This is a genomic window from Burkholderia sp. MSMB2157WGS (assembly GCF_001532755.1).
Classification (GTDB): Bacteria; Pseudomonadota; Gammaproteobacteria; order Burkholderiales; family Burkholderiaceae; genus Burkholderia.
Genome location: NZ_LPJG01000030.1, coordinates 1,295,321 through 1,317,094 on the forward strand (window position 1 = coordinate 1,295,321; position 21,774 = coordinate 1,317,094).

Genomic DNA, 21,774 nt, shown 5'->3' on the forward strand with positions numbered 1-21,774 from the left:
CGCGGGCCGGGGCCGCGTCACGCCTTGTGCGTCGACAACAAAATACTCGTCTCGGTATTCGCGATCCCGTCGATCAACCGGATCGCGCCGAGCACGCGATCGAAGTGCTCGAGCGAATCGGCATGCAACTCGGCGACGAGATCCCAGCGCCCGTTCGTGCTGTGGATCGACGCGACGTTCGGGTGCCCGCGCAGCACCTTCACCACTTCCGCGCCGCGATTGCCCTGCACCGCGATCGACATCAGCGCGCGGATCCGGTGCCGGTCGGCCGCCGGCTTGAGCCGCACCGTGTAGCCGACGATCACGCCGTTCTTCTCGAGCCGCGTGAGCCGGTTCTGCACGGTCGCGCGCGCCACGCGCAATGCCTTCGCCAACGCGACGACGGGCAGTCGCGCGTTGTCGCGCAGCAGCGCGATGAGCTGACGGTCGACGTCGTCGAGCGTGATCATGAACGGCCTTCCTGTTGAGCGTGAACCGGCCGCCAGCGCGCCGAAGGCGGCCTGTTGCGGCCCGCGCAAACTGGTCAAACTGCCGGAATGGGTTGGCAATGTGCAAAGTCTACCGAGGAATCTGCCACTTTTGCCGTCTTTTTGTTGGCTCGACTCGCGGAAATAATGACTCCATCGACTGGCCGACGCGCCGCGCCGCCGCTTTTTTCGGCAAGCCCGGATTCGCGCCGACGCCCTGCCCGGCCGACCCGAACGCTCGGACACCCGTACCGGCACCGAACATGGAGACAGACCGATGACTCGCTTCCTCGACGTTCCCGCCACCGCCCGCCTGGTCGCCCGAACCGGCGTCACGACGTTCTTGCGCGAACTCGTCGACACGCTGCGCGCCGATTACCTGCACTGGGCCGATTTCGACAAGTCGCCGCGCGTCGCGTGCCACTCGCGCGACGGCGTGATCGAACTGATGCCCGTCGCGAACGCGTCGTTGTTCGCGTTCAAGTACGTGAACGGCCACCCCGTCAATGCGGCGCGCGGCATGCACACGGTGATGGCGTTCGGCGCGCTCGCCGAAGTCGATACCGGCTACCCGCTGCTGCTCGCCGAACTCACGCTCACCACCGCGCTGCGCACGGCCGCGACGTCGGTCCTCGCCGCGCAGGCGCTCGCCCGGCCCGATTCGCGCACGATGGCGCTGATCGGCAACGGCGCGCAGAGCGAATTCCAGGCGATCGCGTTCCACACGCTGCTCGACATCGACGAAATCCGCGTGTTCGACGTCGATCCGCGCGCGACCGACAAGCTCGTGCAGAACCTCGCCGCGTATCCGAAGTTGCGCGTCGTGCGCGCGGCATCGACCGCCGACGCCGTGCGCGGCGCCGACATCGTGACGACCGTCACCGCCGACAAGGCGTACGCGACGATCGTCACGGCCGACATGATCGAGCCCGGCATGCATCTGAACGCCGTCGGCGGCGATTGCCCGGGCAAGACCGAGCTCGAGGCGGGCGTGCTGAACGCGGGCCGCGTATTCGTCGAATTCGAACCGCAATCGCGCATCGAGGGCGAGATCCAGCAGATGCCGGGCGACTTCCCCGTCGTCGAGTTGTGGCGCGTGCTGCAAGGCGAGACGGCCGGCCGCGAGCGCGCGAGCGAGGTCACGGTGTTCGACTCGGTCGGGTTCGCGCTCGAGGATTACTCGGCGCTGCGCTACCTGTATGCGCTCGCGCAGCAGCACAACGCGGGCGTCGAGATCGCGCTGATTCCGCCGGCCGTCGATCCGAAGAACCTGTTCGCGCTGATCGACGATCCGGCCGCGATCGCGCACGGTCACGCGGCGTTCGTGACCGAAGCCGTCGCCGCGTTCGCGCGCTGACCGTTCCGCGCGGGCGGCCCGTGCGCCGCCCGTTTTCCTGCTCTTCGCTCCCGCCCTTCATGAATCTCGTATCGATCCAGGCGCCGTCCGCCGTCGTGATGATCCGGCCGCACCGCTTCCTGCCGAACCCGCAGACCGCGGCCGACAATGCGTTCCAGCGCACGGCCGGCGGCGGCGCGGGCGACACGTCGGCGGTGTCGGCCGCCGCGCGCGACGAAGTCACGGCCGCCGCGCAAACGCTCGCCGATGCTGGCGTGCGCGTGCACGTGTTCGACGACCACGGCGAGCGCGACACGCCCGACTCCGTGTTCCCGAACAACTGGTTCTCGACGCACCCGGGCGGCCATGTCGCGCTGTATCCGATGCACAGCCCGAACCGCCGCCGCGAGCGGCGCGCGGACGTGATCGAGATGCTGAAGGCCGAGTATCGCGTGCAGGACGTGATCGACTACTCGGGCCTCGAATACGACGACGTGTTCCTGGAAGGCACCGGCGCGATGGTGCTCGACCACGTCGCGCGAATCGCGTACGCCGCACGCTCGCGCCGTGCCGATCCGGTCGCGCTCGAACGCTTCTGCACGAATTTCAACTTCGAGCCGATCTGCTTCGACACGGCCGATGCGAACGGCAAGCCGATCTATCACACGAACGTGATGATGAGCATCGCCACCGAGTTCGCGATGGTAGGCCTCGACCTGATCGCCGACAGCCGCCGCCGCGGCGAGATCGCGCAACGCCTGACCGAAACGGGGCGCGCGGTGATCGCGCTCGATCACGCGCAGATCGCGAATTTCGCGGGCAATACGCTGGAATTGTCGGGGAAGGATGGCCGCGTGCTCGCATTGTCGCGGCGCGCATACGATTGCCTCGCGCCGGCGCAGCGTGCGACGATCGAGCGCTCCGCGCGATTGCTGCCGCTCGACGTGCCGACGATCGAACTGGCCGGCGGGTCGGTGCGCTGCATGCTCGCGGGGATTCATCTGGCGCGGCGTTCGACGGCGGCGCGTGACGGCGTCGCAGTCGAACCGGCGGAAAAGCGGCACGATGCGGTGCCGCACGCCTGAACGAAGCGAGGCTCCGGCATCGCGCCGCGGTTGGCGGTTGGCGGTTGGCGGTTGGCGGTTGGCGGTTGGCGGTTGGCGGTTGGCGGTTGGCGGTTGGCGGTTGGCGCTTGGCGCTTGGCGCTTGGCGCTTGGCGCTTGGCGGTTGACGTGATGCTTCGGTCTCCGAATGAGATCGAAGCACCCTGTCGCGCTTTCAATCGGCCAGCAGCTTCAACCCTGCCGGCAACGTCTCGCCGAATACGCGCACCGTGTCGGCTTCGTCGAACGCGATTGCTTCACGAACCATGTCGATCCACGTCGCCGATGCATTCGCGGCCGCCAGGCGCTTGACGACGGCCTCACGCGTGTCGTCCGGCAGGTCGCGCGAGCGGTCGCCCGTCATCCGCGCGATCTGTGCCGCCGCGAACGCCGCGGGCTCGACCTGCTTCCAGTCGAGCGCGAACAGCGCATCGAGCCAGCCGATGACGATTTCCGGCGGCACGACGCCGTGCGCGCTGCCGTAGAACGGCCGACGCGCACCGATCCGCCCGAGCGCCCACGCACACAACGCACGTTCGGCCGGCTTCTGCAATTGCGCGATCAGGCGCTCGGCGAGTTCGACCTTGCGCTCGACGGGCAGCCGCTCGAGCGACGCGGACAGCCGCGTCATGTCGGCCGGACCGACCTTGGCCGGATCGAACGGCAGCTTGCGCCGCTTGTCGTCGGACGGTTCGAGGAACGCGATCGCGTCGCGCACCTGCGTCTGCGCGGCGTCGTCGAGGCCGCCGGCCACGCGCCGCCACAGCGTCCACCACTCGGACCACACCTGGGCGTCGGTCACGTATTGAATGCCGTCGTCGAACAGCGGCCACAGCTGCTCGATGCGCCACGCGTCGAGCGGATGGCCGAAACCCGGACGCAGGCAATACCCGGCAAGATTCAGCCAGGCGCGCTCGTGATCGGCCGAGCGACGCCGCCGCCGCGCCCGCGCAAGCAAGGCGTCGAACAGTTCGCGTGCGAGCGCGACGTCCCAGTCTTCGCGCGCGCCGAGCACCTGTTCGAGTTGCGCGCGCAACCGGCGCGTGTCCTTCGGCGTCACGCCTGCGGCCTTGCTGCCGAACGAGCGCTCGATCAACGCGATCGCCTGGTCGAGACGCGGATGCCGCGTGGCCGCGGCATCGTCGCCGTGAACCGGCGCATCGCCGCGCAACTGGAATTCGAGCCGCCAGCGGCGCGCCGCGTCGTCGGTCGCGATGCAATGCATTTCGAGCGTGCCGACCTCGGTCAGCGACGCGGTGAGCTTCACCGGCGTGGCGCGTGCGTCGCTGCCCGCCTTCGCGTCGACGACCGTCGCGATCGGCGGCAGCCGCACGAAATCGCCGCCGTCGAGATCGACGAGATCGCCGGGTCGATATTGCGGGTCGGCCACCGTCGACACGAGGTGAAAACGCACCGGCTGCCCGAGCTGCAGCGCGAACGTGCGATCGTCGAGCCGGATCTCGCGGCCCTCCTCCGCGCCGCGCGGCAGCAGGCAGACGCCGCGTGCGGCCGAATCGTCCGCGCCATCGTCGAGCACGAGGAAATAGCTGCGCGCGGAGCCGCCGCCGATGCGCGGCGCATGACCGGCACGCGCGAGCCCGTAGGCCACCGCGCCGCGCGCGACGGCCACGTCGGGATGCGCGTTGTGCAGTACGTCGAGCGGCGCGCCGCGCCACGCGCCGAGCGTCTGCGCGAGACGGTCGGCGAGCGCGCCCGCGCGGAACACGCCGCCGTTGAGCAGCAGCGTGTCCGGCAGCGGGCCTTCCGCATGACGCGTCAGGAATGCGGCGATGTGACGCGTGACGGCCGCGTCGCTCGCATACGGCAAGCCGAATTCGACGATCGCCGCGCGAGCACGGCGCGGCAGTTCGCCGGCATCGACCTGCGGAAAGAACCCGTCGACGACGATCCGCTCGACTTCCTGCCGTGTCAGTTCGGCCGAGCGCGCGCCGCCGACGAGCTTGCTGCCCGCGCCGAGCAGCGTGACGGTGACGGACGCCGGCGCGTCGTCGCCGAGCAGCCGCTCCTTCGCCGCGCGGCAGCGCTCGACGAGCTGCGACAGGCTCGCGGCCGACAGCCGCGTACCGGGCTCGGTCAGCCGCGTCTCGATCAGGCGCGCGAGCGCGAGGTCCATGTTGTCGCCGCCGAGCATCAGATGGTTGCCGACGCCGACGCGCGTGAAGGTCGGCTCGCCATCGTCGCCCGGCGCGACGTCGACGAGCGTGAGGTCGGTCGTGCCGCCGCCGACGTCGCAGATCAGCACGCGCCGCGCGGCGGCGAAGGTGTCGCGCAACGTGTCGCGCTGGCCGTACAGCCAGTCGTAGAACGCGGCCTGCGGCTCTTCCAGCAATCGCAGCGCCGGCAGCTTCGCGCGTCGCGCGGCCTCGACGGTCAACGCGCGCGCGCCGTCGTCGAACGACGCGGGCACCGTCAGGATCACGTCCTGCTTCGCGAGCGGCGCATCGGGAAAGTGCGCGTCCCACGCGTCGCGCACATGCGCGAGATAGCTCGCGCTCGCATCGACCGGCGACACCTTGTCGACGCCGTCGGCCGCGCCCCACGGCAGGATCGCCGCGAGCCGGTCGACCGACGCGTGCGACAGCCAGCTCTTCGCGCTCGACACGAGCCGGCCCGGCACCTGCGCACCAAGCGTGCGCGCGTAACGGCCGATCACGGCCGGCGGCGCGTCGTCCGCACCGCCGTCACGGCCGCCGCCCGAATGGGCGAGCGCGCCGCGCGCGCCGGCCGCCTGCCACGGCAAGCGCAGCGCGTCCGGCGGCAACTCGCCGGCCGCCGGGTGATAGCGCACCGACGGCAACAGCGGCTGCGCGGCCACCGCGCCCGGCCCGACCAGTTGCTCGACGTCGAACACGCGGATCGCGTCGGAACCGGCCTCGACGTATGCGACGACGGTGTTGCTCGTACCGAGGTCGATGCCGACCGTATAACGCTTCATCGTGCTCAGGCGGCGCCGCGCACGTCGAACTCGACCTTCCAGCGCTCGTTCGTGCCGCTCGGGATCGCCTCGAGTTCGAGCGTGCCGGCTTCGGTCACGCGCGCATGCAGCTTCACCGGCACGACTTCGCCGACCGTACGCCCTTCGGCGGGCAGCGTCGCCTGGATTTCTTCCAGTTCCTGCAGTTCGTCCGGCGACCAGTAGTCGAGCAGCGTGCCGACCTGATCCTGACGGCGCACCGACGAACCGAAGAAGCGGAACTGCACCGGTTCGCCGACGACGAGGCCGAACTCCTGCGGCGGCAGCGCCGCGTCCGAGCCTTCCTCCATCCCGAACGGCGCGACGCACAGCGCCTGCACCGGCGGCTCGAGCCCCGGCACCGCGGGCATCGCCGATTCGATCGCGACGTAGTACGCGCGCGCCGTGCCGCCCCGAATGCGCACGCCACGGCCGCGCTTCACGTAGCCGTAATACGCCGCGCCGCGCGCGACCGCGAGATCGAGATCGGCGCCTTCGAGCAGGCGTGCGGGCGGCGCGCCTTCGGCGGCGAGCCAGCCGTTGAGCGTGTCGAGCACGCGCTGCGTGAGCAGCGTCGACTTGAACACGCCGCCGTTGAACAGCACGGCGGTCGGATGCAGAAACGTCGCGCCGGGCGGCAGCGTGCGCTGGACGCCTTCGAGCGTGTCGAGCGCCGCGACCTGGCGGCCGAGGAACGCCGCGAGATGGCGCGTGATGCCGGCGTCCTGCGCATACGGCAGACCGAGCTGCGTCAGGCCGACGCGCGCGCGGCTCACCGGGCGCGCGGCGGCGTCGACTTGCGGGAAGAAGCCTTCGAGGATCGTCTGCGTGAGTTCCGCGCGCGTCAGCTCGGTGCGGATCGAGCCGCCGATCAGCTTCGAGCCGCGGCTCGGCACGACGAGCGGCACCGTGTCGGTGGTCGGGTCCGACAGCAGCGTTTCCTTGGCCGAGCGGCACGCGTAGGTCAGCGCGCGCAGTTGCCACGGATCGGCCTGCGTGCCCTGCTGCGCGAGCTTGCGCGCGACCACGTGCGCGAGCGCGAGGTCCATGTTGTCGCCGCCGAGCAGGATGTGCTCGCCGACGGCCACGCGATGCAGTTCGAGGTTGCCGTCGCGCTCGACCACCGCGATCAGCGACAGGTCGGTCGTGCCGCCGCCGACGTCGACGCACAGGATCAGGTCGCCGACCTGCACCTGCTTGCGCCAGCCGCCTTCGCTCTTCTGGATCCAGCTGTAGAGCGCCGCTTGCGGCTCTTCCAGCAGCGTCATCCGCGAATAGCCGGCGGCCCGCGCGGCTTCCGCCGTCAGTTCGCGCGCGGCCGGATCGAACGATGCGGGGATCGTGACCGTCACGTCCTGGTCGGCGAACGGCGCGTCGGGATGCGCGTGGTCCCACGCCTCGCGCAGGTGCGTCAGGTAGCGAATCGAGCTTTCCAGCGGCGACACGCGCGCCACTTCCGGCGGCGCATCGCTCGGCAGGATCGCCGCGCGACGGTCGACGCCCGGGTGGCACAGCCAGCTCTTCGCGCTCGACACGAGGCGGATCGGCGTGCCGGCGCCGCGCGTGCGCGCCATTTCGCCGACCGCGAACGCACGCGAAGCCGTCCACGGCAGCGTCAGGTCGCCCTGCGTCAGCTCGCTTTCATGCGGCAGGTAAAGGAACGACGGCAGCAGGTCGCGCGATTCCAGCGCGCCGGGCGCGGTGAGCTGCGCGATCGGCAGCACCTGCTGCACGATCTTTTCGCCGTCGCTCGTGCTGCTGTCGACGTACGACAGCGCGCAGTGGGTCGTCCCGAGGTCGATGCCGATCGAATAGCGCGGATCGCTCACAGTTCCACCTCCGCCGGCGCGATCACCGAGGCGTCGTGGCTGCCCGTCAGCTTCGGCAGGCGCACGTCGGACACGCGCCAGCCGCGATGGCTGACGGTGCCGGTGAACGGCGCGGCGCCGACCACGTTACCCGTCACGCGCACGGCCGTCGCGTCGAAACCGGCCGGCAGCGTCACGCGGCTGCCTTCGGCTTCGTCGCGCACCGGCACGATCGTGAAGTGTTCGCGCAGCGCGGCGCGGCAGCCGTCGTGTACGAGGCGCGCGGCGGCGCCGATGTCGGCGTCCGCGTAGCCGGCGATGTCTTCCTCGACGAAATCGATGAAGCGCGCATCGCGTTGCAGCAGGCCGAGCAGTTGCAGGGCGGCTTGCGGGCTCGCTTCGCGCAGCTCGGGGGCCGGCGCCTTCACGGGCGCCGCGGCCGGTGCCGGCGCAGCAGCGGGTGCCGGCGCTGCCGGGGCCGGGGCAACCGGCGCCGCCGCCGGGACGCCGTCGCGCACGCGCAGCACTTCGGCCGCGAACTCGCGGTTGCCGAGCACGGAGAAGAACGTGCCGACGGCCAGCGACAGCCGGCCGAAGAAGGACAGGTTGGATTCGGGCATGGGGTCTGGACTCCTGTGGGCTCGCAGCACGGCGAGCGATCTTGCCTGGGCGCCCGGCGGCAACGTGCGGAATGCGCACTGCCGCCGCCCGGCGCGTGATTCGAACGCGCCCTCGCGGGTGCGGAAAACCCGTATTTTGCCCTGTGGCGGGCGAACCGGGCAGAAGTCGGGGGACAGAACACCGCGGCGCGGCAGTTTCGGCCGCGCCGGATCGCCAGTCGGGCGCGCCCCGAGCGCGATGCTGCGACGCGTCAGCGCGGCTTGCGCCGCCGGGCCGCCTTCGCTTCGAAATCGCGCGACAGCATGCCGAGCGTGACTTCGCCGAAGCGCGCGAGCAGCGAGGCTTCGGCCTCCTTCAGTGTCACCGTCAGATGCGCGTTGACGGCCTGCTCGACCAGGCACTCGGGCGCATCCTCGGACACCAGGTCGGAAAACAGCGGCGGCTCGCCCACCGCGCGATAGACATCGAGCAGCGTGATGTCGTCGAGCGCGACGCTCAGCGCCCAGCCGCCGCCGTGCCCCTTCTCCGACTGCACGTACCCGCAATCGCGCAACCCGCCGAGCAGGCGCCGCACGACGACCGGGTTCGTGCACAGCATCGTCGCGATCGTCTCCGACGTCAGCGGGCCGTCGGCCTGGTCCATGTGGATCAGCGCATGCAGCATGCGCGACAAACGGCTGTCGGATCTCACGGGCGGGTCTCCCTTTTCTCGAAACTTCTGAAGTTGCGTGAATGATATCATCGCCCTATCATGCAACTTCTCGTGTTTCATGAGTTACCGCGCCAGCGGAGCACGTGGTCATTCACGCAAGTTCAGAAAGGAGTCGATGCATGCATTCCCATCATGAAGTGATCGTGATCGGCGGCAGCTTTGCCGGGTTGTCGGCCGCGATGCAACTGGCGCGGGCACGCCGCCGCGTGCTCGTGATCGACGCCGGCCGGCCGCGCAACCGCTTTGCGGAACACGCGCATGGCTTCTTCGGGCAGGACGGCAAGCCGCCCGCACAGATCGTCGCCGAAGCAAGCGCGCAGCTCGCCGCGTATCCGACCGTGCAGCGCGTCGACGGCGAGGTCCGCACCGCCGAACGCGGCGCGGACGGGCGCTTCGACGTGACGCTGGCCGACGGCCGCCACGCGAGCGCGGACCGGCTGATTCTCGCGACCGGCATCCGCGACGAACTGCCGGCGCTGCCCGGGCTCGCCGAACGCTGGGGCATCAGCGTGCTGCACTGCCCGTACTGCCACGGGTACGAGGTCGGCGGCCAGCGGCTCGGCGTGCTCGCCACGCATCCGCTGTCGGTCCATCAGGCGATCCTGATTCCGGACTGGGGCCCGACGACATGGTTCACGCAGGGCGTGGTCGAAGCAAATGAAGAGGAGGCCGCGTTGCTCGCTGCGCGCGGCGTGCGCATCGAGCGCTCGCCGGTCGTCGAGATCCTCGGCGATGCGCCGCGTATCGACGCGCTGCGGCTCGCCGACGGTCAGGTCGTGCCGATCGACGCGCTGTTCATCGGCGCGCGCACGACCATGGCGAGCGACCTCGCGCAACAGCTCGGCTGCGCGTTCGACGAAGGGCCGCTCGGCCCCGCGATTCGCGTCGATACGTGGAAGCAGACGAGCGTCGCCGGCGTGTATGCGGCCGGCGACGCATCGAGCCTGATGACCAATGCGACGTTCGCCTCGGCATCGGGCGTGGCGGCCGGCGTGGGCGCACACCGGTCGCTGATTTTCGGGCTGGACGCGTAGGCGGGTGCGGTAAGCGCGGCGTCACGATCGATTCGGAAAACTCAATGTATCGGACGAACGTGACAGACGCGTTCGGGTGGTCCTCGTCGGCGTCGTCCCGTGCCACGCCGATGGCTTCGCCGCGCGATGTGCTGTTTAATGCTCGCCATCATCCGCATCAAGAGCCATGAAATGCTCGACCTCGACGACCTTCGACTCGTCCGCGCGATCGGCACGTCGCGCTCGCTGGCCGCCGCCGCCCGCCTGCTCGATCTCACGCCGCCCGCGGTCACGATCCGCCTGCAGCGGATGGAGGCGCGCCTGTCCGCCAGGCTCGCCGTGCGGCAGCCGAAAGGCATCGCGCTCACCGACGAAGGGCAGCGGCTGTATCAGGAAGCCGTCGGCATTCTCGAGCGCGTGGAGGCGCTGCCGGTCGGCATCGCGGGCGACCACGGCGACGTGCAGGGCACGCTGCGCGTCGTCGCCCCGCTCGGCTTCGGCCGCAAGTACGTCGCCCGGATCGTGCGCGACCTGCACCGTGCGCATCCGAAACTCGACATCTCGCTCCACCTGTCGGAAAGCCCGTTGACCAGCGCGGCGGGGGCCGACGTGGTCGTCCATGTCGGCAGCCTCAAGTCGTCGTCGTGGATCGGCTATCCGCTCGCGCCCAACGAGCGCTTCCTGTGCGCGAGCCCCGCGTACGCGCGCCGCATCGAGGACCTGAACCATCCGTCCGATCTGGCGCGATACGACTGCCTGTGCCTGCGCGAGAACGACGAAGACATCCCGCGCTGGCGCTTCTCGCCCGGCAGCGGCGTCAAGGGCGAATCGCGGCGGTCCGCCGTCATCCGCGTCACCGGCGCGCTGTCGTCGAACGACGGCACCGTCATCACCGAATGGGCGCTCGCCGGGCTCGGTATCGTCGAACGCTCCGAGTGGGACGTCGCGCCGCTGCTCGCGAACGGCAAGCTCGTCCGGTTGCTGCCCGGCTGGAACCTGCCGCCCGCGCCGGTGACGGCGCTGTTGCCGTCGCGTACCGGCCGCTCCGCGCGGCAGCGCGTGTTTCTCGACGCCGCGCGGCGGTTTCTCGATCCGCCGCCGTGGCGCGGCAAGGCGTGAGCCGGGGGCGCGATCCGCGAGATTCAGCCCATTAAATCCGGCTTAATGGCAGATTAGTCCTGCATTAAGCACGATACGGGCCGACTGCCCTACAGTGTCCACCTCGACAACCTCGCAATCGGACCTATCGTGGACCTTCACACGCTCAATACCCCGGCCGCATTGATCGATGTCGGCCGCATGCGTCGCAACATCGCGCGCATGCAGACGCATCTCGACGCACTCGGCGTCCGGTTCCGGCCGCACGTCAAGACCACCAAATGCCGGCACGTCGTCGACGCGCAGCTCGCGGCGGGCGCGCAAGGCATCACGGTGTCGACGCTCAAGGAAGCCGAGCAGTTCTTCGCCGACGGCATCCGCGACATCGTCTATGCGGTCGGCATGGTGCCCGCCAGGCTCGGCCAGGCGCTTGCGCTGCGCCGGCAGGGCTGCGACCTGAAGATCGTCGCCGACAGCCTGCCGGCCGCGCACGCGATCGCCGCCTTCGGGCGCGAGCACGGCGAACGTTTCGACGTGTGGATCGAGGTCGACGTCGACGGCCACCGCTCGGGCATCCCGCCCGAATCCGACCGGCTGATCGACGTCGGCCGCACGCTGACCGACGGCGGCATGCTGCTCGGCGGCGTGCTGGCCCACGCGGGCTCCAGCTACGAATACGACACGCACGAGGCGCTGGTCGCGCTCGCCGAACAGGAGCGCAGCCGCACCGTGCGGGCCGCGGAGCGCCTGAGGGCCGCCGGCTTGCCGTGCCCGGTCGTGAGTATCGGATCGACGCCCACCGCGCTGGCGGCGCAACGGCTCGACGGCGTGACCGAAGTGCGCGCCGGCGTGTACGTGATGTTCGACCTCGTGATGCACAACATCGGCGTGTGCGCACTGTCCGACATCGCGCTGTCGGTGCTGACGACCGTCATCGGCCATCAGGAAGAGAAAGGCTGGGCGATCGTCGACGCGGGCTGGATGGCGATGAGCCGCGACCGCGGCACGCAGCGCCAGGCGCGCGATTTCGGCTACGGGCAGATCTGCACCGAAACCGGCGACGTGCTCGGCGACTACCTGATGAGCGCCGCCAACCAGGAACACGGGATCGTGTCGCGCACGGGCGCGCCGGATACGGGTATCGCGCAGCGGTTCCCGATCGGCACGCGCCTGCGCATCCTGCCGAATCACGCATGCGCCACCGGTGCGCAACATCCCGAATACCAGGCCATCGGCGACGACGGCGACGCGCAGACGTGGCCGCGCTTCTACGGCTGGTGAGCGAAGTCCGGCGGCCATGCCGTGTCATCCGGCATTGACTGTTTGTCCAGTTCTGGACAAAATTTAAAAATTATCGATTCGTCTCGTGCCGAACAGGCCCCCATCATGCCGACCGACGCCCGCCTCCTTCTCCTCGACCGCGATGCCGTCGAGCCCGCCCTGCAGGCCGGGCAAGTGATGGCGGCCGTCCGCGAAGCCTTCGTGCTGCACGGTCAACGGGCCGGACGCGTATTCCCGGTGGTGCGCGAGAAGCTGCATACCGGCGGCGTGTTCGGCATCAAGTCGGGCGACGTCGCCGGTCAGGATCTGCTCGGCTTCAAGGCGGCCGGGTTCTGGCCGGGCAACCGGGCACGCGGCGGCGAGCCGCATCAGGCCACCGTCGCGCTGTTCGATCCGGCGACGGGCAGGCCGCTGTGCATCATGGACGGCAACGCGATCACCACCGCGCGGACCGGCGCCGCGGGCGGCCTCGGGCTGCAGTTGCTCGCGCGCCGCGACAGCACGCGGATCTGCGTGTTCGGCGCCGGCGTGCAGGCGCGCGTGCAGCTCGACTACGCGCTCGGGCTGCTGCCGCGGCGGTGCACGGTGCAGTACGTGAACGTCAGCGGCGAGCCGGACCCGGCGTTCGAATCGCACTTCGTCGAACGGTGCGAGATCGGCGTGGCGCGCGACCGGAACGAGGCGGTCGCCCATAGCGACGTGGTGATCACGGCCACGCCCGGCGGCGGCGCGTTGTTCGACGCGGATGCGGTTCAGCCGGGCACCCACCTGACCTGCGTGGGCGCCGATACCGCGGGCAAGCGCGAACTTCCCGCGGGCGTGCTGCAACGCGCGCGCATCGTCGTGGACGATCACGACCAGGCGCGCAGCATCGGCGAGTGCCAGTGGGCGCCCGATTTGCCGCGCACGGAAATCGGCGACATCCTCTCGGGAGCGACGTCGGTCGACCGTGCCGCGCACGAGATCACCGTCTTCGACATGACCGGGCTCGCGCTTCAGGATCTGACCGTCGCGCGCTTGCTGTATCGGCATGCCCTCGACCACGGCACCGGAACCTCCGTTCCGTGGCCCTGGTAAAACGACTTCCCGCTTTCCGCCGCCATGCGTCTCGCCAAAGTTTCCGCCCTCTCGTTCGACCTCGACGACACCCTGTGGCCGTTCGGGCCGTCCGTCGTCCGGGCCGAGGCGACGCTTCGCGCATGGCTGATCGAGCACGCGCCCAATACCGCGAGCGTGCTGCCGACGCAACAGGCACTCAGTGCGCTACGTGAGGAATACGAACGTTTATACCCGGAACTCGCCGGCGACTATCGCGCGATGAGAATCGGGTCGATCCGGCTCGCGCTGGAACGCGCGAACGAAGACGTCTCGCTGACCGACCGTGCTTACGACGTCTTCTACGCGGCGCGCAATCGCGTCGAATTCTACGAAGACGCGCTGCCGGCGCTGGCGTGGTTGAGCGTCCGCTTTCCGTTGATCGCGGTCACCAACGGCAACGCGGATCTGCGGCTGACCGGCGGCGGCGAATTCTTCCGCACGACGCTCAGCGCGCGTGCCTTCGGCTTCGCCAAGCCGGCACCCGAGATCTTCCATGCGGCGGCGGCCGCGCTCGACGTCCGTCCGGCCGAATTGCTGCATGTCGGCGACGATTTCCACCTCGATATCGTCGGCGCATTGAATGCGGGGCTTCAGGCCGCATGGGTCGTGCGCGAGCCTCGGGACGAAGGAGAACGGGCGCCGCGGCATCCGGCGACGCCGCATCTCACGTTGCGCGATCTGGCAATGCTGTGCCGTGCGCTTGGCGGGCCCGACACGGTGTCGCGCTCGTAAGCGAACGCGGCGAGTCATGCCGATGCTGCGCATGACCCGCCACCCGTATCACGCCGCCTGCCTCGCCTCCGCGATCCGCTGCGGCGCCTTCGGTCGCGCATACAGCCGTTCGAGATACGCGCGCAATTGCGGGAACGGTTCGATCAGGTGGCATTCGTTCGCCCAGTCGATCAGGTAGGCCGTCACGCAATCGGCCACCGTCAGCGCATCGCCGACGATGAACTCGCGCCCTTCGAGATGCTTGTCGAGAATGACGGCCATCGTGGCGAAATCCTCGCGCGCCAGTTCGATATCGGCCGGCGAGCGCTTCTCCGGCGGATAGAGGAACGTATGCCGCGTGATCCGCCACAGCGGCTGCTCGAGCTCCGTCACCGCGAACATGATCCACCGATAGGCCTGCGCCCGCAGCACCGGATCGACGGGCAGCAGCGCCTTCTCCGGGTATTTGTCCGCGAGATACAGCACGATCGCGGCCGATTCGGGAATCACGAGGTCGCCGTCCACCAGCACGGGCACCTTGCCGGCCGGATTGAGACGCAGGAATTCGGGCCGCTTGTGTTCGCCCTCGAGCAGGTTGACCGACACGAATTCGAAATCCGCATCCAGTTCCTTCAGCCCCCACAGCGCCCGTTGCGAGCGGGTGCCGGCAAATCCGTAAAGCTTCATCGCCAATCTCCATCCAGAACGTCGGAAAAAAGCCCGTATCCGGGCCACGCGCAGCGAACCGGGCGACACGCAGCGCCCGGCATCGCGCGTCGCTCACGCGCCGGGAATCGCCAGCACCGGCATCACGTCGACCGACACGCCCGGGAACAGCGTGAAATGCGGATGACCTTCGAACAGCGCGGCGGCCGCGTCGTGCGACGCCGCCCGCACGACGGTAAAGCCGGTCAGCGCATTGACCGTGTCGCGGATGCCGCCCGCGTCGATGGTCTTGGTCTTGCCGAGCGGCCCGCCCAGCTCGACGATCGCGTCGCGATGGCGCTCGACCCATGCATGCCATGCGGCGATGCCGTCGCGCTCGCGCGTGCGCCGCTCTTCCTCGGGCAGCGCGAGCCATGCCTTCATCGCCGGGCTATCCTGGCTCCCGAGAAATACGGCGAGATACACCTGTTGTTGCGCACTCATGCCTTCTCCTCCGATGACGGACGCAGCGGGTTGCCGCGCCTCGACCTTGACAAGATAGGTTGATATCAACACAATTGCAACATGGCACGAAAAGAAAAGCTTCCCTTCGAAACGACGCTGATGGTGCGCGATTGCTGCCTGTGCCTGCACATGCAGCGCGCGGCGCGCAATCTGGCGCGCATCTTCGACGATGTGCTGCGCCCGCTGGATCTCACCAACGGCCAGTTTTCGCTGCTGATGTCGTTGAACCGGCCGCGACCGGCCCCGATGAAATCGGTCGCGTCGTTGCTTGCGATGGACCGCACCACGCTCACCGCGGCGCTCAAGCCGCTCGAGCGGCGCGGCCTCGTCGCGATCGCGCAGGATCCGGACGATCGGCGCAGCCGCCTGCTCGAACTGACCCCGGCCGGGCACGACCTGCTGGCCGAAGCGTTTCCGCTGTGGCAGCGCACGCATGCCGAGATCGAGCGGCCGTTCGCGCCGGGCGAAGTCGACCAGTTGCGCAGCCAGTTGCGCACGCTGTCGATCGATCCGGGTTCGCGCGACTGAGCCGGCGCACGAACCGCGCCGCGGCGGTCGCGCGCACTTCCTGCCACGCGCTGTCAGCAGACATTGCCGGCCGCCGTCGCACCGCCCGATTCGGTGGCAATATCGCTCGGCACGACAACCAATCCGGTATCCACGAGGAGACGAGCATGGGCAACAACGAGAAAGGCGCGACTTTCCGGTCGCTTCACCGTGCGGGCCAACCGCTGACGCTGTTCAACGTGTGGGACGCCGGCAGTGCGCGCGCGGTGGCCGATGCCGGCGCCGTCGCGCTGGCCACCGGCAGTTGGTCCGTCGCGGCCGCCAACGGTTTCGTCGACGGCGAGCAGATGCCGCGCGCACTGATGATGGAGGTGCTGGAGCGGATCGTGCGCGCGACGGACCTGCCCGTCACCGTCGATCTCGAGAGCGGCTACGGCGAGCGGCCGGAGGAGGTCGGCGAGACGATCGCGCTGAGCATCCGGGCCGGCGCGATCGGCTGCAATCTCGAAGACAGCGTGCCGTCGACGGGCGAGCTGCGCGACGTCGACGCCGCGGCGGCCCGTCTCGCGGCAGCCCGGCAGGCAGCCGATCGCGCGGGCGCCGACTACTTCATCAACGCGCGTACCGACGTGTTCTTCAACGCGGCCGCCGATACGCACGACGAACGATTGCTCGACGCGACGCTGGCGCGCGCCCGCGCGTATGCAGCGGCCGGCGCCGACGGCCTGTTCGTGCCGGGCTTGCGCTCGCCGGCGCTCATTCGCGCGCTGACGGCCGCGTCGCCGCTGCCGGTAAACGTGATGCGCGTCGCGGAAACGCCGACGCTCGCCGAGCTCGCCGAATACGGCGTGGCGCGCATCAGCCACGGGCCGTATCCGTATCTGCAGGCGATGAAGACGCTGGCGGCGCTGGTCAGGCAGGGCGGCTGACGGATTCACGGAGCGGCGGGCGTTCGCCGCGCGTCGAACGATGACATCGCATGTCATTGGCGCGCGGCACGCCCGCTTCTACGCTTCGGGGGGCACGCCGCCATTCCGGCAGCGCCAGTCGCCCGGAGACATCATTTGCGCAATCCGCTTCCGCGCGACTGGAACACGCTGCCGGCGCCGGCCGCTGCGCCGTCGCTGCCGGTCGTACCGATCGGCTTCATCCACGAACGCGTCGTGCTGCGTGACTTCTCGCTGGTCACGACGATCGGCACGCCGCAAAGCGCGGCCGCGCAGGAATTGCGCATGGAATGCATGTTTCCCGCCGACGATGCGACCGACGCGCGTCACCGGCAGTGGCTCGACGCGCACGCGCCGGCGCACCGACGACGCTCAGGATACCTTGATGAAATCGATGAACGCGCGCAGCGCCGGCGGCACGAGACGCCGCCCGGGATAGTACAAGAAGGGGCCCGAGAACGGCCGCCACCACGGTTCGAGCACGGGTTCGAGCGCGCCGCTGTCGAAATGCGGGCGCACCCAGTCTTCGAACAGATACAGGATGCCGGTACCGGCGATCGCCGCATCGACCAGCAGCTCCGTCGCGCCGCCGATCTGCACCAGCAGCGGGCCGACGGCCGGCTCGACCCGCACGACCTCGCCGTCGCGCTCGTACTCCCACGGCGGCATCGCGCCGCTGGCGAAGCGCCCGCGCAGACACCGATGGTCGAGCAGATCGCGCGGATGCCGCGGCCGGCCGTGCCGGGCGAGATAGCCGGGCGCCGCCGCGGTCGCGAAGCGCTGGATGCGCGGGCCGATCGGCACCGCGATCATGTCCTGTTCGAGCCGTTCGTCGTAGCGGATACCCGCGTCGCATCCGGCTGCCAGCACGTCGACGAAATTTTCGTCGGCGATCACTTCCAGCCGGATATCCGGATACGCGTCGAGAAAGCGCGGCACGATCGCCGGCAACACGAGCCGCGATGCGCTGACCGGCACGTTGAGCTTCAGCGTGCCGGCCGGCCGGTTCCGGAATTCGTCGATATCGTCGAGCGCCGCCGCCACTTCGGTCAGCGCGGGCCCGAGGCGCGCAAGCAGGCGCTCGCCGGCTTCGGTGGGCACGACGCTGCGCGTCGTGCGGTGCAGCAGCCGCACGCCGAGCCGCGCTTCCAGCCGGCGCACGGCCTCGCTCAGCCCCGACGCGCTGAGGCCCGTCATGCGTGCGGCGTCGCGGAATCCGCCGGCGCGTGCCACGGCCATGAACGCGTTCAGATCGCCCAGATCGGTTTGCATCGTTCGCCTTTTCGTACAACCCGTGCGAATTATGCCGGCTTATCGCGCAGACGACTCGTCCCTATGCTGAGCGCATTCATCCCATCGACAGGAGCACGGTCATGCCCGACATTCGTCCCACCGCCACCTTCAAGCTCGGCGATCGCCACGTCAAACGAATCGGCTACGGCGCGATGCAGCTTGCAGGCCCCGGCGTATTCGGCCCGCCGAAAGATCGCGATGCCGCATTGCGCGTCTTGCGCGAAGCCGTCGAATCCGGCGTCGACCATCTCGACACCAGCGACTTCTACGGCCCGCACGTCACGAACCAACTGATTCGCGACGCGTTGCATCCGTATCGCGACGATCTCGTGATCGTCACCAAGATCGGCGCGCGACGCGGCGACGATGCGTCGTGGCTGCCCGCGTTCGCGCCCGACGAACTCGAACGGGCCGTACACGACAACCTGCGCAACCTGGGGCTCGACGTGCTCGACGTCGTCAACCTGCGCATCATGTTCGACACGCACGGGCCGGCAGAAGGATCGATCGAAGCGCCGCTGGCCACGCTCGCCGAACTGCAGCGGCGCGGGCTCGTCCGGCACATCGGCCTGAGCAACGTCACGCCCGCGCAGGTCACGGAAGGCCGGCGGATCTGCGACATCGTCTGCGTGCAGAACCACTACAACATCGCGCATCGCGGCGACGATGCGCTGATCGACGCGCTTGCCCGCGACGGCATCGCCTACGTGCCGTACTTTCCGCTCGGCGGCTTCTCGCCGCTGCAGTCGTCGACGCTGTCCGGCGTCGCCGCCCGTACCGGCGCGACGCCGATGCAGGTCGCCCTTGCGTGGCTGCTGCGCCGCGCGCCGAATGTCCTGCTGATTCCCGGCACGTCGTCGGTCGCGCATCTGCACGAGAATCTCGCGGCAGCCGACGTCGATCTGCCGGCAGACGCGCTCGCGGAACTCGACCGCATCGCGGGCGTCGACGCCGCCTGACGCGCGGACGATCGCCCGGCACCCCGTGCAACGCGGGCCGCCGGGCCGCCGGGCCGCCGGATCGCCGGCCGCCGGATCGCCGGCCGGTCAGGACGCGGCCACGCCAACCCGCTTCGGCACGCCGGTCACGATCGTCGCGACCGCCACCGCCAGCACGATGGCCGCGCCGACGAACACGCCCGCCGCGCCGTTCGCGTCGAACACGACGCCGCCGGCGGCCGCGCCCGTCGCGATCGCGAGCTGGACCGCCGCGACGATCAGCCCGCCCGCGCTCTCGGCCTCGTCGGGGACGGTGCGCGTGACCCACGTCGACCACGCGACCGGCACGCCGCCGAACGCCATCCCCCACAACGCGACGAGCACCGCGTCGATCATCGGCGCTCGGCCGAGCACGACGAGCGCGACGCCGAGCACGACCATCAGCGCGGGCATGCCGATCAGCATCGGCCGCAGCCGGTGTTCGAGCACGCGGCCCGCGAGCGACGTGCCGACGAAGTTCGCGATGCCGTAGCCGAGCAGGATCGCCGACAGCCCGTTCACGCCGACGCCCGCCACCTGTTCGAGGAACGGCCGCAGGTACGTGAAGAACGCGAAGTGCCCGGTGAACACGAGGATCGTCGCGAACATCCCGAGGCCGACGGTCGGCCGGCGCAGCACGTCGATCAGCGTGCGCAGCCGCGTGGTGCCGCTCGGCGGCATCGACGGCAGCGTGATCATCTGCGACACGAACGCGATGCCGCCCAGCACGGCCGCGATCAGGAACACGTTGCGCCAGCCGATCAGGTGACCGAAGTAGCTGCCCATCGGCGCCGACGCGATGGTCGCGACCGCCACGCCGCTGAAGATGATCGACAGCGCGCGCGGCACCATCGCCGTCGGCACGAGCCGCATCGCGGTGGCCGTCGCCATCGTCCAGAAACCGCCGAGCGCGACGCCGAGCACGACGCGGCCGAACAGCAGCATCGCGAGGTTCGGCGCGAACGCCACGGCGAGGTTCGATACGACGAGCAGCACCGAGAACACGAGCAGCACGCGGCGCCGGTCGATCGTGCGCGTGAGCGCCGAGATCAGCAGGCTCGTGACGAGCGCGACCGTGGCAGTGGCCGTGACGGCCTGTCCGGCCACGCCTTCGGTCACGCCGAGGCTCTCGGCCATCGGCGTCAGCAGGCTCGCCGGCAGGAATTCGGCCGTGACGAGCCCGAACACGCCGAGCGCCATCGCGAATACCGCGCGCCAGGCCGGTTCGCGGGGGGCCGCCGTCGAGGCGGCCGAGGAAATTCCGGGATTCATGCGGGGTTCCGTGTCGGTTAGGGAAAGTACTGACGAGGGCGTATCGTAAGGATCGGCAGCAGGACGGTCTATGACATACAATCCGTTCTTGTTGATCGAACGTCCGTATCTCGATATGTCCGAGCCCCTTCTGCCCCCGATTCCAGACGTGCACGACCTCGTCAGCGAGCTGCTGCTGGGGATGCGCCTGAGCGGCGTCCAGTACCGCCGCATCCAGGTCGCGCGGCCGTTCGGGCTGAACTTCGGGCATGCGCCGGGCCGCGCGCAGTTCCATTTCGTCGTGCGCGGGCCCGTACTGCTGCGCGACGCGTCGGGCGACACGATGCGGCTCGAGGCCGGCGACGCGATCCTGTTGCCGCACGGCGGCATGCACGCGCTGGTGTCCGACCCGGATGTGCCGGGCCGCGAGATCAACGGCTTCGAGATCGCGAAGATCTGCGATACGGTCGCGTCGGTGGCGTCGGCCGGCGTCTCGCCCGCGACCTGCGCGACGACGGAGCCCGGCGCCGGCGACGCGCTGATCTTCAGCGCGTGCATGGAGCTCGACCTCGGCGGCATGCAGCCGCTCGTCGGCACGATGCCGAAGTTCATGCACGTGGGCACGCTGCTCGCGCGCTACCCGGAGATCCGCCCGATGCTCGATGCGATGGAGCGCGAAGCGTGCACTGCGCGCGCGGGCTTCGCGGGCATCCTCGCGCGGCTCGCGGACGTGGTCGCGGCGTTCATCGTGCGCGGCTGGGTCGAGTGTGGATGCGGCGACGCGACGGGCTGGGTGCAGGCGCTGCGCGAGCCGAAGCTCGGCCGCGCGATCGTCGCGCTGCATCGCGACCCGGGCCGCAACTGGAGCGTCGCGGAACTCGCGACCGAAGCGGGCGTGTCGCGCTCGGTGTTCGCCGAGCGCTTCCTCGCGGCCACCGGGATGACGCCCGTGCGTTACCTGACCGAGCTGCGGATGCGGCTCGCCGCGCAGTGGATCGCGCGCGACCGCGAGGCGATCGAAGCCGTCGCGTACCGACTCGGCTACGGTTCGCTCGCCGCGTTCAGCCGTGCGTTCAAGCGCGTGGTCGGCAAGTCGCCGGGCGCCGTGCGCGCGAGCGGCGACGTGCACGCCGAAGCGTAACGCCCGACGCGCGGCGCCGGCGTGGGCCGCGGCCCGCCGGCCGTCACTTCAGCGTGTCGAGCCGGTCGATCAGCGCCGTCGCGCACTGCACGGCGAGCGCCGCACACTGCTGCGCATCGACTGCCGCGCCGGCCGCGACCGTACCCTGCACGATCCGCCCCAGCAATTCCTTCGCGAGCTCGGCGATCTCGCGGTCCCGCTCCGTCATGATGTCCCTCCTGCACGTCGACGATTGCGTCGTTCGCCCGTTCGGAGCGAACGCCGTG

22 protein-coding genes are annotated in these 21,774 nt (G+C 69.8%); 11 read left to right on the forward strand and 11 right to left on the reverse strand.

From position 1 onward, the window contains the following. Window positions 1-17: 17 nt before the first annotated feature. Window positions 18-449, reverse strand: coding sequence for an Lrp/AsnC family transcriptional regulator (locus tag WT53_RS24280; protein WP_034205467.1), 432 nt, complete (start codon window positions 447-449; stop codon window positions 18-20). Window positions 450-744: 295 nt separating this feature from the next. On the opposite strand from WT53_RS24280, the gene WT53_RS24285 reads away from it, so the two are divergent. Further along, the gene (locus WT53_RS24285; RefSeq protein WP_034205468.1) at window positions 745-1,824 is read left to right on the forward strand and encodes an ornithine cyclodeaminase; all 1,080 of its coding nucleotides are present in this window, start codon (window positions 745-747) and stop codon (window positions 1,822-1,824) included. Window positions 1,825-1,883: 59 nt separating this feature from the next. After that, window positions 1,884-2,888: a citrulline utilization hydrolase CtlX gene (gene ctlX, locus WT53_RS24290; protein WP_034205469.1), complete on the forward strand. Its 1,005-nt coding sequence runs from the start codon at window positions 1,884-1,886 to the stop codon at window positions 2,886-2,888. 193 nt (window positions 2,889-3,081) lie between these two features. Here the strand turns inward: ctlX and WT53_RS24295 are convergent, their stop codons facing one another. From WT53_RS24295 to WT53_RS24310, 4 genes are all read right to left on the reverse strand, one after another. Beyond that, on the reverse strand, window positions 3,082-5,862 hold the full coding sequence (locus WT53_RS24295) for an Hsp70 family protein (RefSeq protein ID WP_060261882.1): 2,781 nt from the start codon (window positions 5,860-5,862) through the stop codon (window positions 3,082-3,084). A gap of 5 nt (window positions 5,863-5,867) precedes the next feature. Continuing rightward, window positions 5,868-7,709: an Hsp70 family protein gene (locus WT53_RS24300; RefSeq protein ID WP_060261886.1), complete on the reverse strand. Its 1,842-nt coding sequence runs from the start codon at window positions 7,707-7,709 to the stop codon at window positions 5,868-5,870. Continuing rightward, window positions 7,706-8,308, reverse strand: coding sequence for a DUF2760 domain-containing protein (locus WT53_RS24305; protein ID WP_059830449.1), 603 nt, complete (start codon window positions 8,306-8,308; stop codon window positions 7,706-7,708). Before WT53_RS24305 ends, WT53_RS24300 begins: the two co-directional genes overlap by 4 nt. 251 nt (window positions 8,309-8,559) lie before the next feature. Continuing rightward, on the reverse strand, window positions 8,560-9,000 hold the full coding sequence (locus tag WT53_RS24310) for an Rrf2 family transcriptional regulator (RefSeq protein ID WP_034205473.1): 441 nt from the start codon (window positions 8,998-9,000) through the stop codon (window positions 8,560-8,562). Between the two features lie 140 nt (window positions 9,001-9,140). Here WT53_RS24310 and WT53_RS24315 point away from each other — a divergent pair, with 140 nt between their 5' ends. The 5 genes from WT53_RS24315 to WT53_RS24335 all read left to right on the forward strand — a co-directional run bounded on the left by WT53_RS24315 (window position 9,141) and on the right by WT53_RS24335 (window position 14,243). Beyond that, entirely contained in the window at window positions 9,141-10,055 is a 915-nt protein-coding gene (locus WT53_RS24315) for an NAD(P)/FAD-dependent oxidoreductase (protein WP_060261890.1), read from the forward strand. Window positions 10,056-10,193: 138 nt separating this feature from the next. Then, entirely contained in the window at window positions 10,194-11,153 is a 960-nt protein-coding gene (locus WT53_RS24320; RefSeq protein WP_060261893.1) for a LysR substrate-binding domain-containing protein, read from the forward strand. 129 nt (window positions 11,154-11,282) lie between these two features. Continuing rightward, window positions 11,283-12,413 (forward strand): DSD1 family PLP-dependent enzyme, encoded by a 1,131-nt coding sequence (locus WT53_RS24325; protein WP_060261897.1) that lies wholly within the window; start codon window positions 11,283-11,285, stop codon window positions 12,411-12,413. 105 nt (window positions 12,414-12,518) lie between these two features. Continuing rightward, window positions 12,519-13,490: an ornithine cyclodeaminase family protein gene (locus WT53_RS24330; RefSeq protein WP_060261901.1), complete on the forward strand. Its 972-nt coding sequence runs from the start codon at window positions 12,519-12,521 to the stop codon at window positions 13,488-13,490. Between the two features lie 24 nt (window positions 13,491-13,514). Further along, window positions 13,515-14,243 carry an HAD family hydrolase gene (locus tag WT53_RS24335; RefSeq protein ID WP_060261903.1) on the forward strand — a complete coding sequence of 243 codons (729 nt, stop codon included), beginning with the start codon at window positions 13,515-13,517 and terminating at the stop codon, window positions 14,241-14,243. Window positions 14,244-14,291: 48 nt separating this feature from the next. Here the strand turns inward: WT53_RS24335 and WT53_RS24340 are convergent, their stop codons facing one another. Next, window positions 14,292-14,909 (reverse strand): glutathione S-transferase family protein, encoded by a 618-nt coding sequence (locus WT53_RS24340; protein WP_059827990.1) that lies wholly within the window; start codon window positions 14,907-14,909, stop codon window positions 14,292-14,294. 93 nt (window positions 14,910-15,002) lie between these two features. Next, window positions 15,003-15,371, reverse strand: coding sequence for a hypothetical protein (locus tag WT53_RS24345; RefSeq protein WP_034205479.1), 369 nt, complete (start codon window positions 15,369-15,371; stop codon window positions 15,003-15,005). An 81-nt stretch (window positions 15,372-15,452) separates the two neighbouring features. Between WT53_RS24345 and WT53_RS24350 the strand changes: the two genes are divergently transcribed. Both WT53_RS24350 and WT53_RS24355 read left to right on the forward strand, forming a co-directional pair. After that, window positions 15,453-15,920 carry a MarR family winged helix-turn-helix transcriptional regulator gene (locus WT53_RS24350; RefSeq protein ID WP_060261905.1) on the forward strand — a complete coding sequence of 156 codons (468 nt, stop codon included), beginning with the start codon at window positions 15,453-15,455 and terminating at the stop codon, window positions 15,918-15,920. A gap of 146 nt (window positions 15,921-16,066) precedes the next feature. After that, window positions 16,067-16,828 (forward strand): isocitrate lyase/phosphoenolpyruvate mutase family protein, encoded by a 762-nt coding sequence (locus WT53_RS24355; RefSeq protein ID WP_034205481.1) that lies wholly within the window; start codon window positions 16,067-16,069, stop codon window positions 16,826-16,828. A gap of 131 nt (window positions 16,829-16,959) precedes the next feature. Here the strand turns inward: WT53_RS24355 and WT53_RS34445 are convergent, their stop codons facing one another. Both WT53_RS34445 and WT53_RS24360 read right to left on the reverse strand, forming a co-directional pair. Continuing rightward, window positions 16,960-17,133 carry a hypothetical protein gene (locus WT53_RS34445; RefSeq protein WP_156447901.1) on the reverse strand — a complete coding sequence of 58 codons (174 nt, stop codon included), beginning with the start codon at window positions 17,131-17,133 and terminating at the stop codon, window positions 16,960-16,962. A gap of 85 nt (window positions 17,134-17,218) precedes the next feature. Next, a complete protein-coding gene (locus WT53_RS24360; protein ID WP_034205482.1) occupies window positions 17,219-18,118 on the reverse strand; it encodes a LysR family transcriptional regulator in 900 nt (299 codons plus the stop codon). Window positions 18,119-18,219: 101 nt separating this feature from the next. On the opposite strand from WT53_RS24360, the gene WT53_RS24365 reads away from it, so the two are divergent. Further along, the gene (locus WT53_RS24365; RefSeq protein ID WP_060261906.1) at window positions 18,220-19,098 is read left to right on the forward strand and encodes an aldo/keto reductase family oxidoreductase; all 879 of its coding nucleotides are present in this window, start codon (window positions 18,220-18,222) and stop codon (window positions 19,096-19,098) included. 87 nt (window positions 19,099-19,185) lie between these two features. Here the strand turns inward: WT53_RS24365 and WT53_RS24370 are convergent, their stop codons facing one another. Continuing rightward, complete coding sequence (locus tag WT53_RS24370) at window positions 19,186-20,388, reverse strand: MFS transporter (protein ID WP_060261909.1); 1,203 nt, start codon at window positions 20,386-20,388, stop codon at window positions 19,186-19,188. 70 nt (window positions 20,389-20,458) lie between these two features. Between WT53_RS24370 and WT53_RS24375 the strand changes: the two genes are divergently transcribed. Beyond that, window positions 20,459-21,508 carry an AraC family transcriptional regulator gene (locus WT53_RS24375; protein ID WP_060261912.1) on the forward strand — a complete coding sequence of 350 codons (1,050 nt, stop codon included), beginning with the start codon at window positions 20,459-20,461 and terminating at the stop codon, window positions 21,506-21,508. Between the two features lie 43 nt (window positions 21,509-21,551). Here WT53_RS24375 and WT53_RS33920 read toward each other — a convergent pair whose 3' ends face one another. Continuing rightward, window positions 21,552-21,716, reverse strand: coding sequence for a hypothetical protein (locus WT53_RS33920; protein ID WP_179949046.1), 165 nt, complete (start codon window positions 21,714-21,716; stop codon window positions 21,552-21,554). Between the last annotated feature and the right edge of the window lie 58 nt (window positions 21,717-21,774).

What these genes read in the sequence shown, in the direction of transcription:
- WT53_RS24355 (WP_034205481.1), top strand. Translation starts at nt 16,067, where the DNA reads ATGGGCAACAACGAGAAAGGCGCGACTTTCCGGTCGCTTCACCGTGCG.
- WT53_RS24285 (WP_034205468.1), top strand. Translation starts at nt 745, where the DNA reads ATGACTCGCTTCCTCGACGTTCCCGCCACCGCCCGCCTGGTCGCCCGA.
- WT53_RS33920 (WP_179949046.1), bottom strand. Translation starts at nt 21,716, where the DNA reads ATGACGGAGCGGGACCGCGAGATCGCCGAGCTCGCGAAGGAATTGCTG.
- ctlX (WP_034205469.1), top strand. Translation starts at nt 1,884, where the DNA reads ATGAATCTCGTATCGATCCAGGCGCCGTCCGCCGTCGTGATGATCCGG.
- WT53_RS24345 (WP_034205479.1), bottom strand. Translation starts at nt 15,371, where the DNA reads ATGAGTGCGCAACAACAGGTGTATCTCGCCGTATTTCTCGGGAGCCAG.
- WT53_RS24305 (WP_059830449.1), bottom strand. Translation starts at nt 8,308, where the DNA reads ATGCCCGAATCCAACCTGTCCTTCTTCGGCCGGCTGTCGCTGGCCGTC.
- WT53_RS24315 (WP_060261890.1), top strand. Translation starts at nt 9,141, where the DNA reads ATGCATTCCCATCATGAAGTGATCGTGATCGGCGGCAGCTTTGCCGGG.
- WT53_RS24335 (WP_060261903.1), top strand. Translation starts at nt 13,515, where the DNA reads ATGCGTCTCGCCAAAGTTTCCGCCCTCTCGTTCGACCTCGACGACACC.
- WT53_RS24360 (WP_034205482.1), bottom strand. Translation starts at nt 18,118, where the DNA reads ATGCAAACCGATCTGGGCGATCTGAACGCGTTCATGGCCGTGGCACGC.
- WT53_RS24295 (WP_060261882.1), bottom strand. Translation starts at nt 5,862, where the DNA reads ATGAAGCGTTATACGGTCGGCATCGACCTCGGTACGAGCAACACCGTC.
- WT53_RS24370 (WP_060261909.1), bottom strand. Translation starts at nt 20,388, where the DNA reads ATGAATCCCGGAATTTCCTCGGCCGCCTCGACGGCGGCCCCCCGCGAA.
- WT53_RS24330 (WP_060261901.1), top strand. Translation starts at nt 12,519, where the DNA reads ATGCCGACCGACGCCCGCCTCCTTCTCCTCGACCGCGATGCCGTCGAG.
- WT53_RS24320 (WP_060261893.1), top strand. Translation starts at nt 10,194, where the DNA reads ATGCTCGCCATCATCCGCATCAAGAGCCATGAAATGCTCGACCTCGAC.
- WT53_RS24375 (WP_060261912.1), top strand. Translation starts at nt 20,459, where the DNA reads ATGACATACAATCCGTTCTTGTTGATCGAACGTCCGTATCTCGATATG.
- WT53_RS24350 (WP_060261905.1), top strand. Translation starts at nt 15,453, where the DNA reads ATGGCACGAAAAGAAAAGCTTCCCTTCGAAACGACGCTGATGGTGCGC.
- WT53_RS24280 (WP_034205467.1), bottom strand. Translation starts at nt 449, where the DNA reads ATGATCACGCTCGACGACGTCGACCGTCAGCTCATCGCGCTGCTGCGC.
- WT53_RS24365 (WP_060261906.1), top strand. Translation starts at nt 18,220, where the DNA reads ATGCCCGACATTCGTCCCACCGCCACCTTCAAGCTCGGCGATCGCCAC.
- WT53_RS24340 (WP_059827990.1), bottom strand. Translation starts at nt 14,909, where the DNA reads ATGAAGCTTTACGGATTTGCCGGCACCCGCTCGCAACGGGCGCTGTGG.
- WT53_RS34445 (WP_156447901.1), bottom strand. Translation starts at nt 17,133, where the DNA reads ATGCGCAATTCCTGCGCGGCCGCGCTTTGCGGCGTGCCGATCGTCGTG.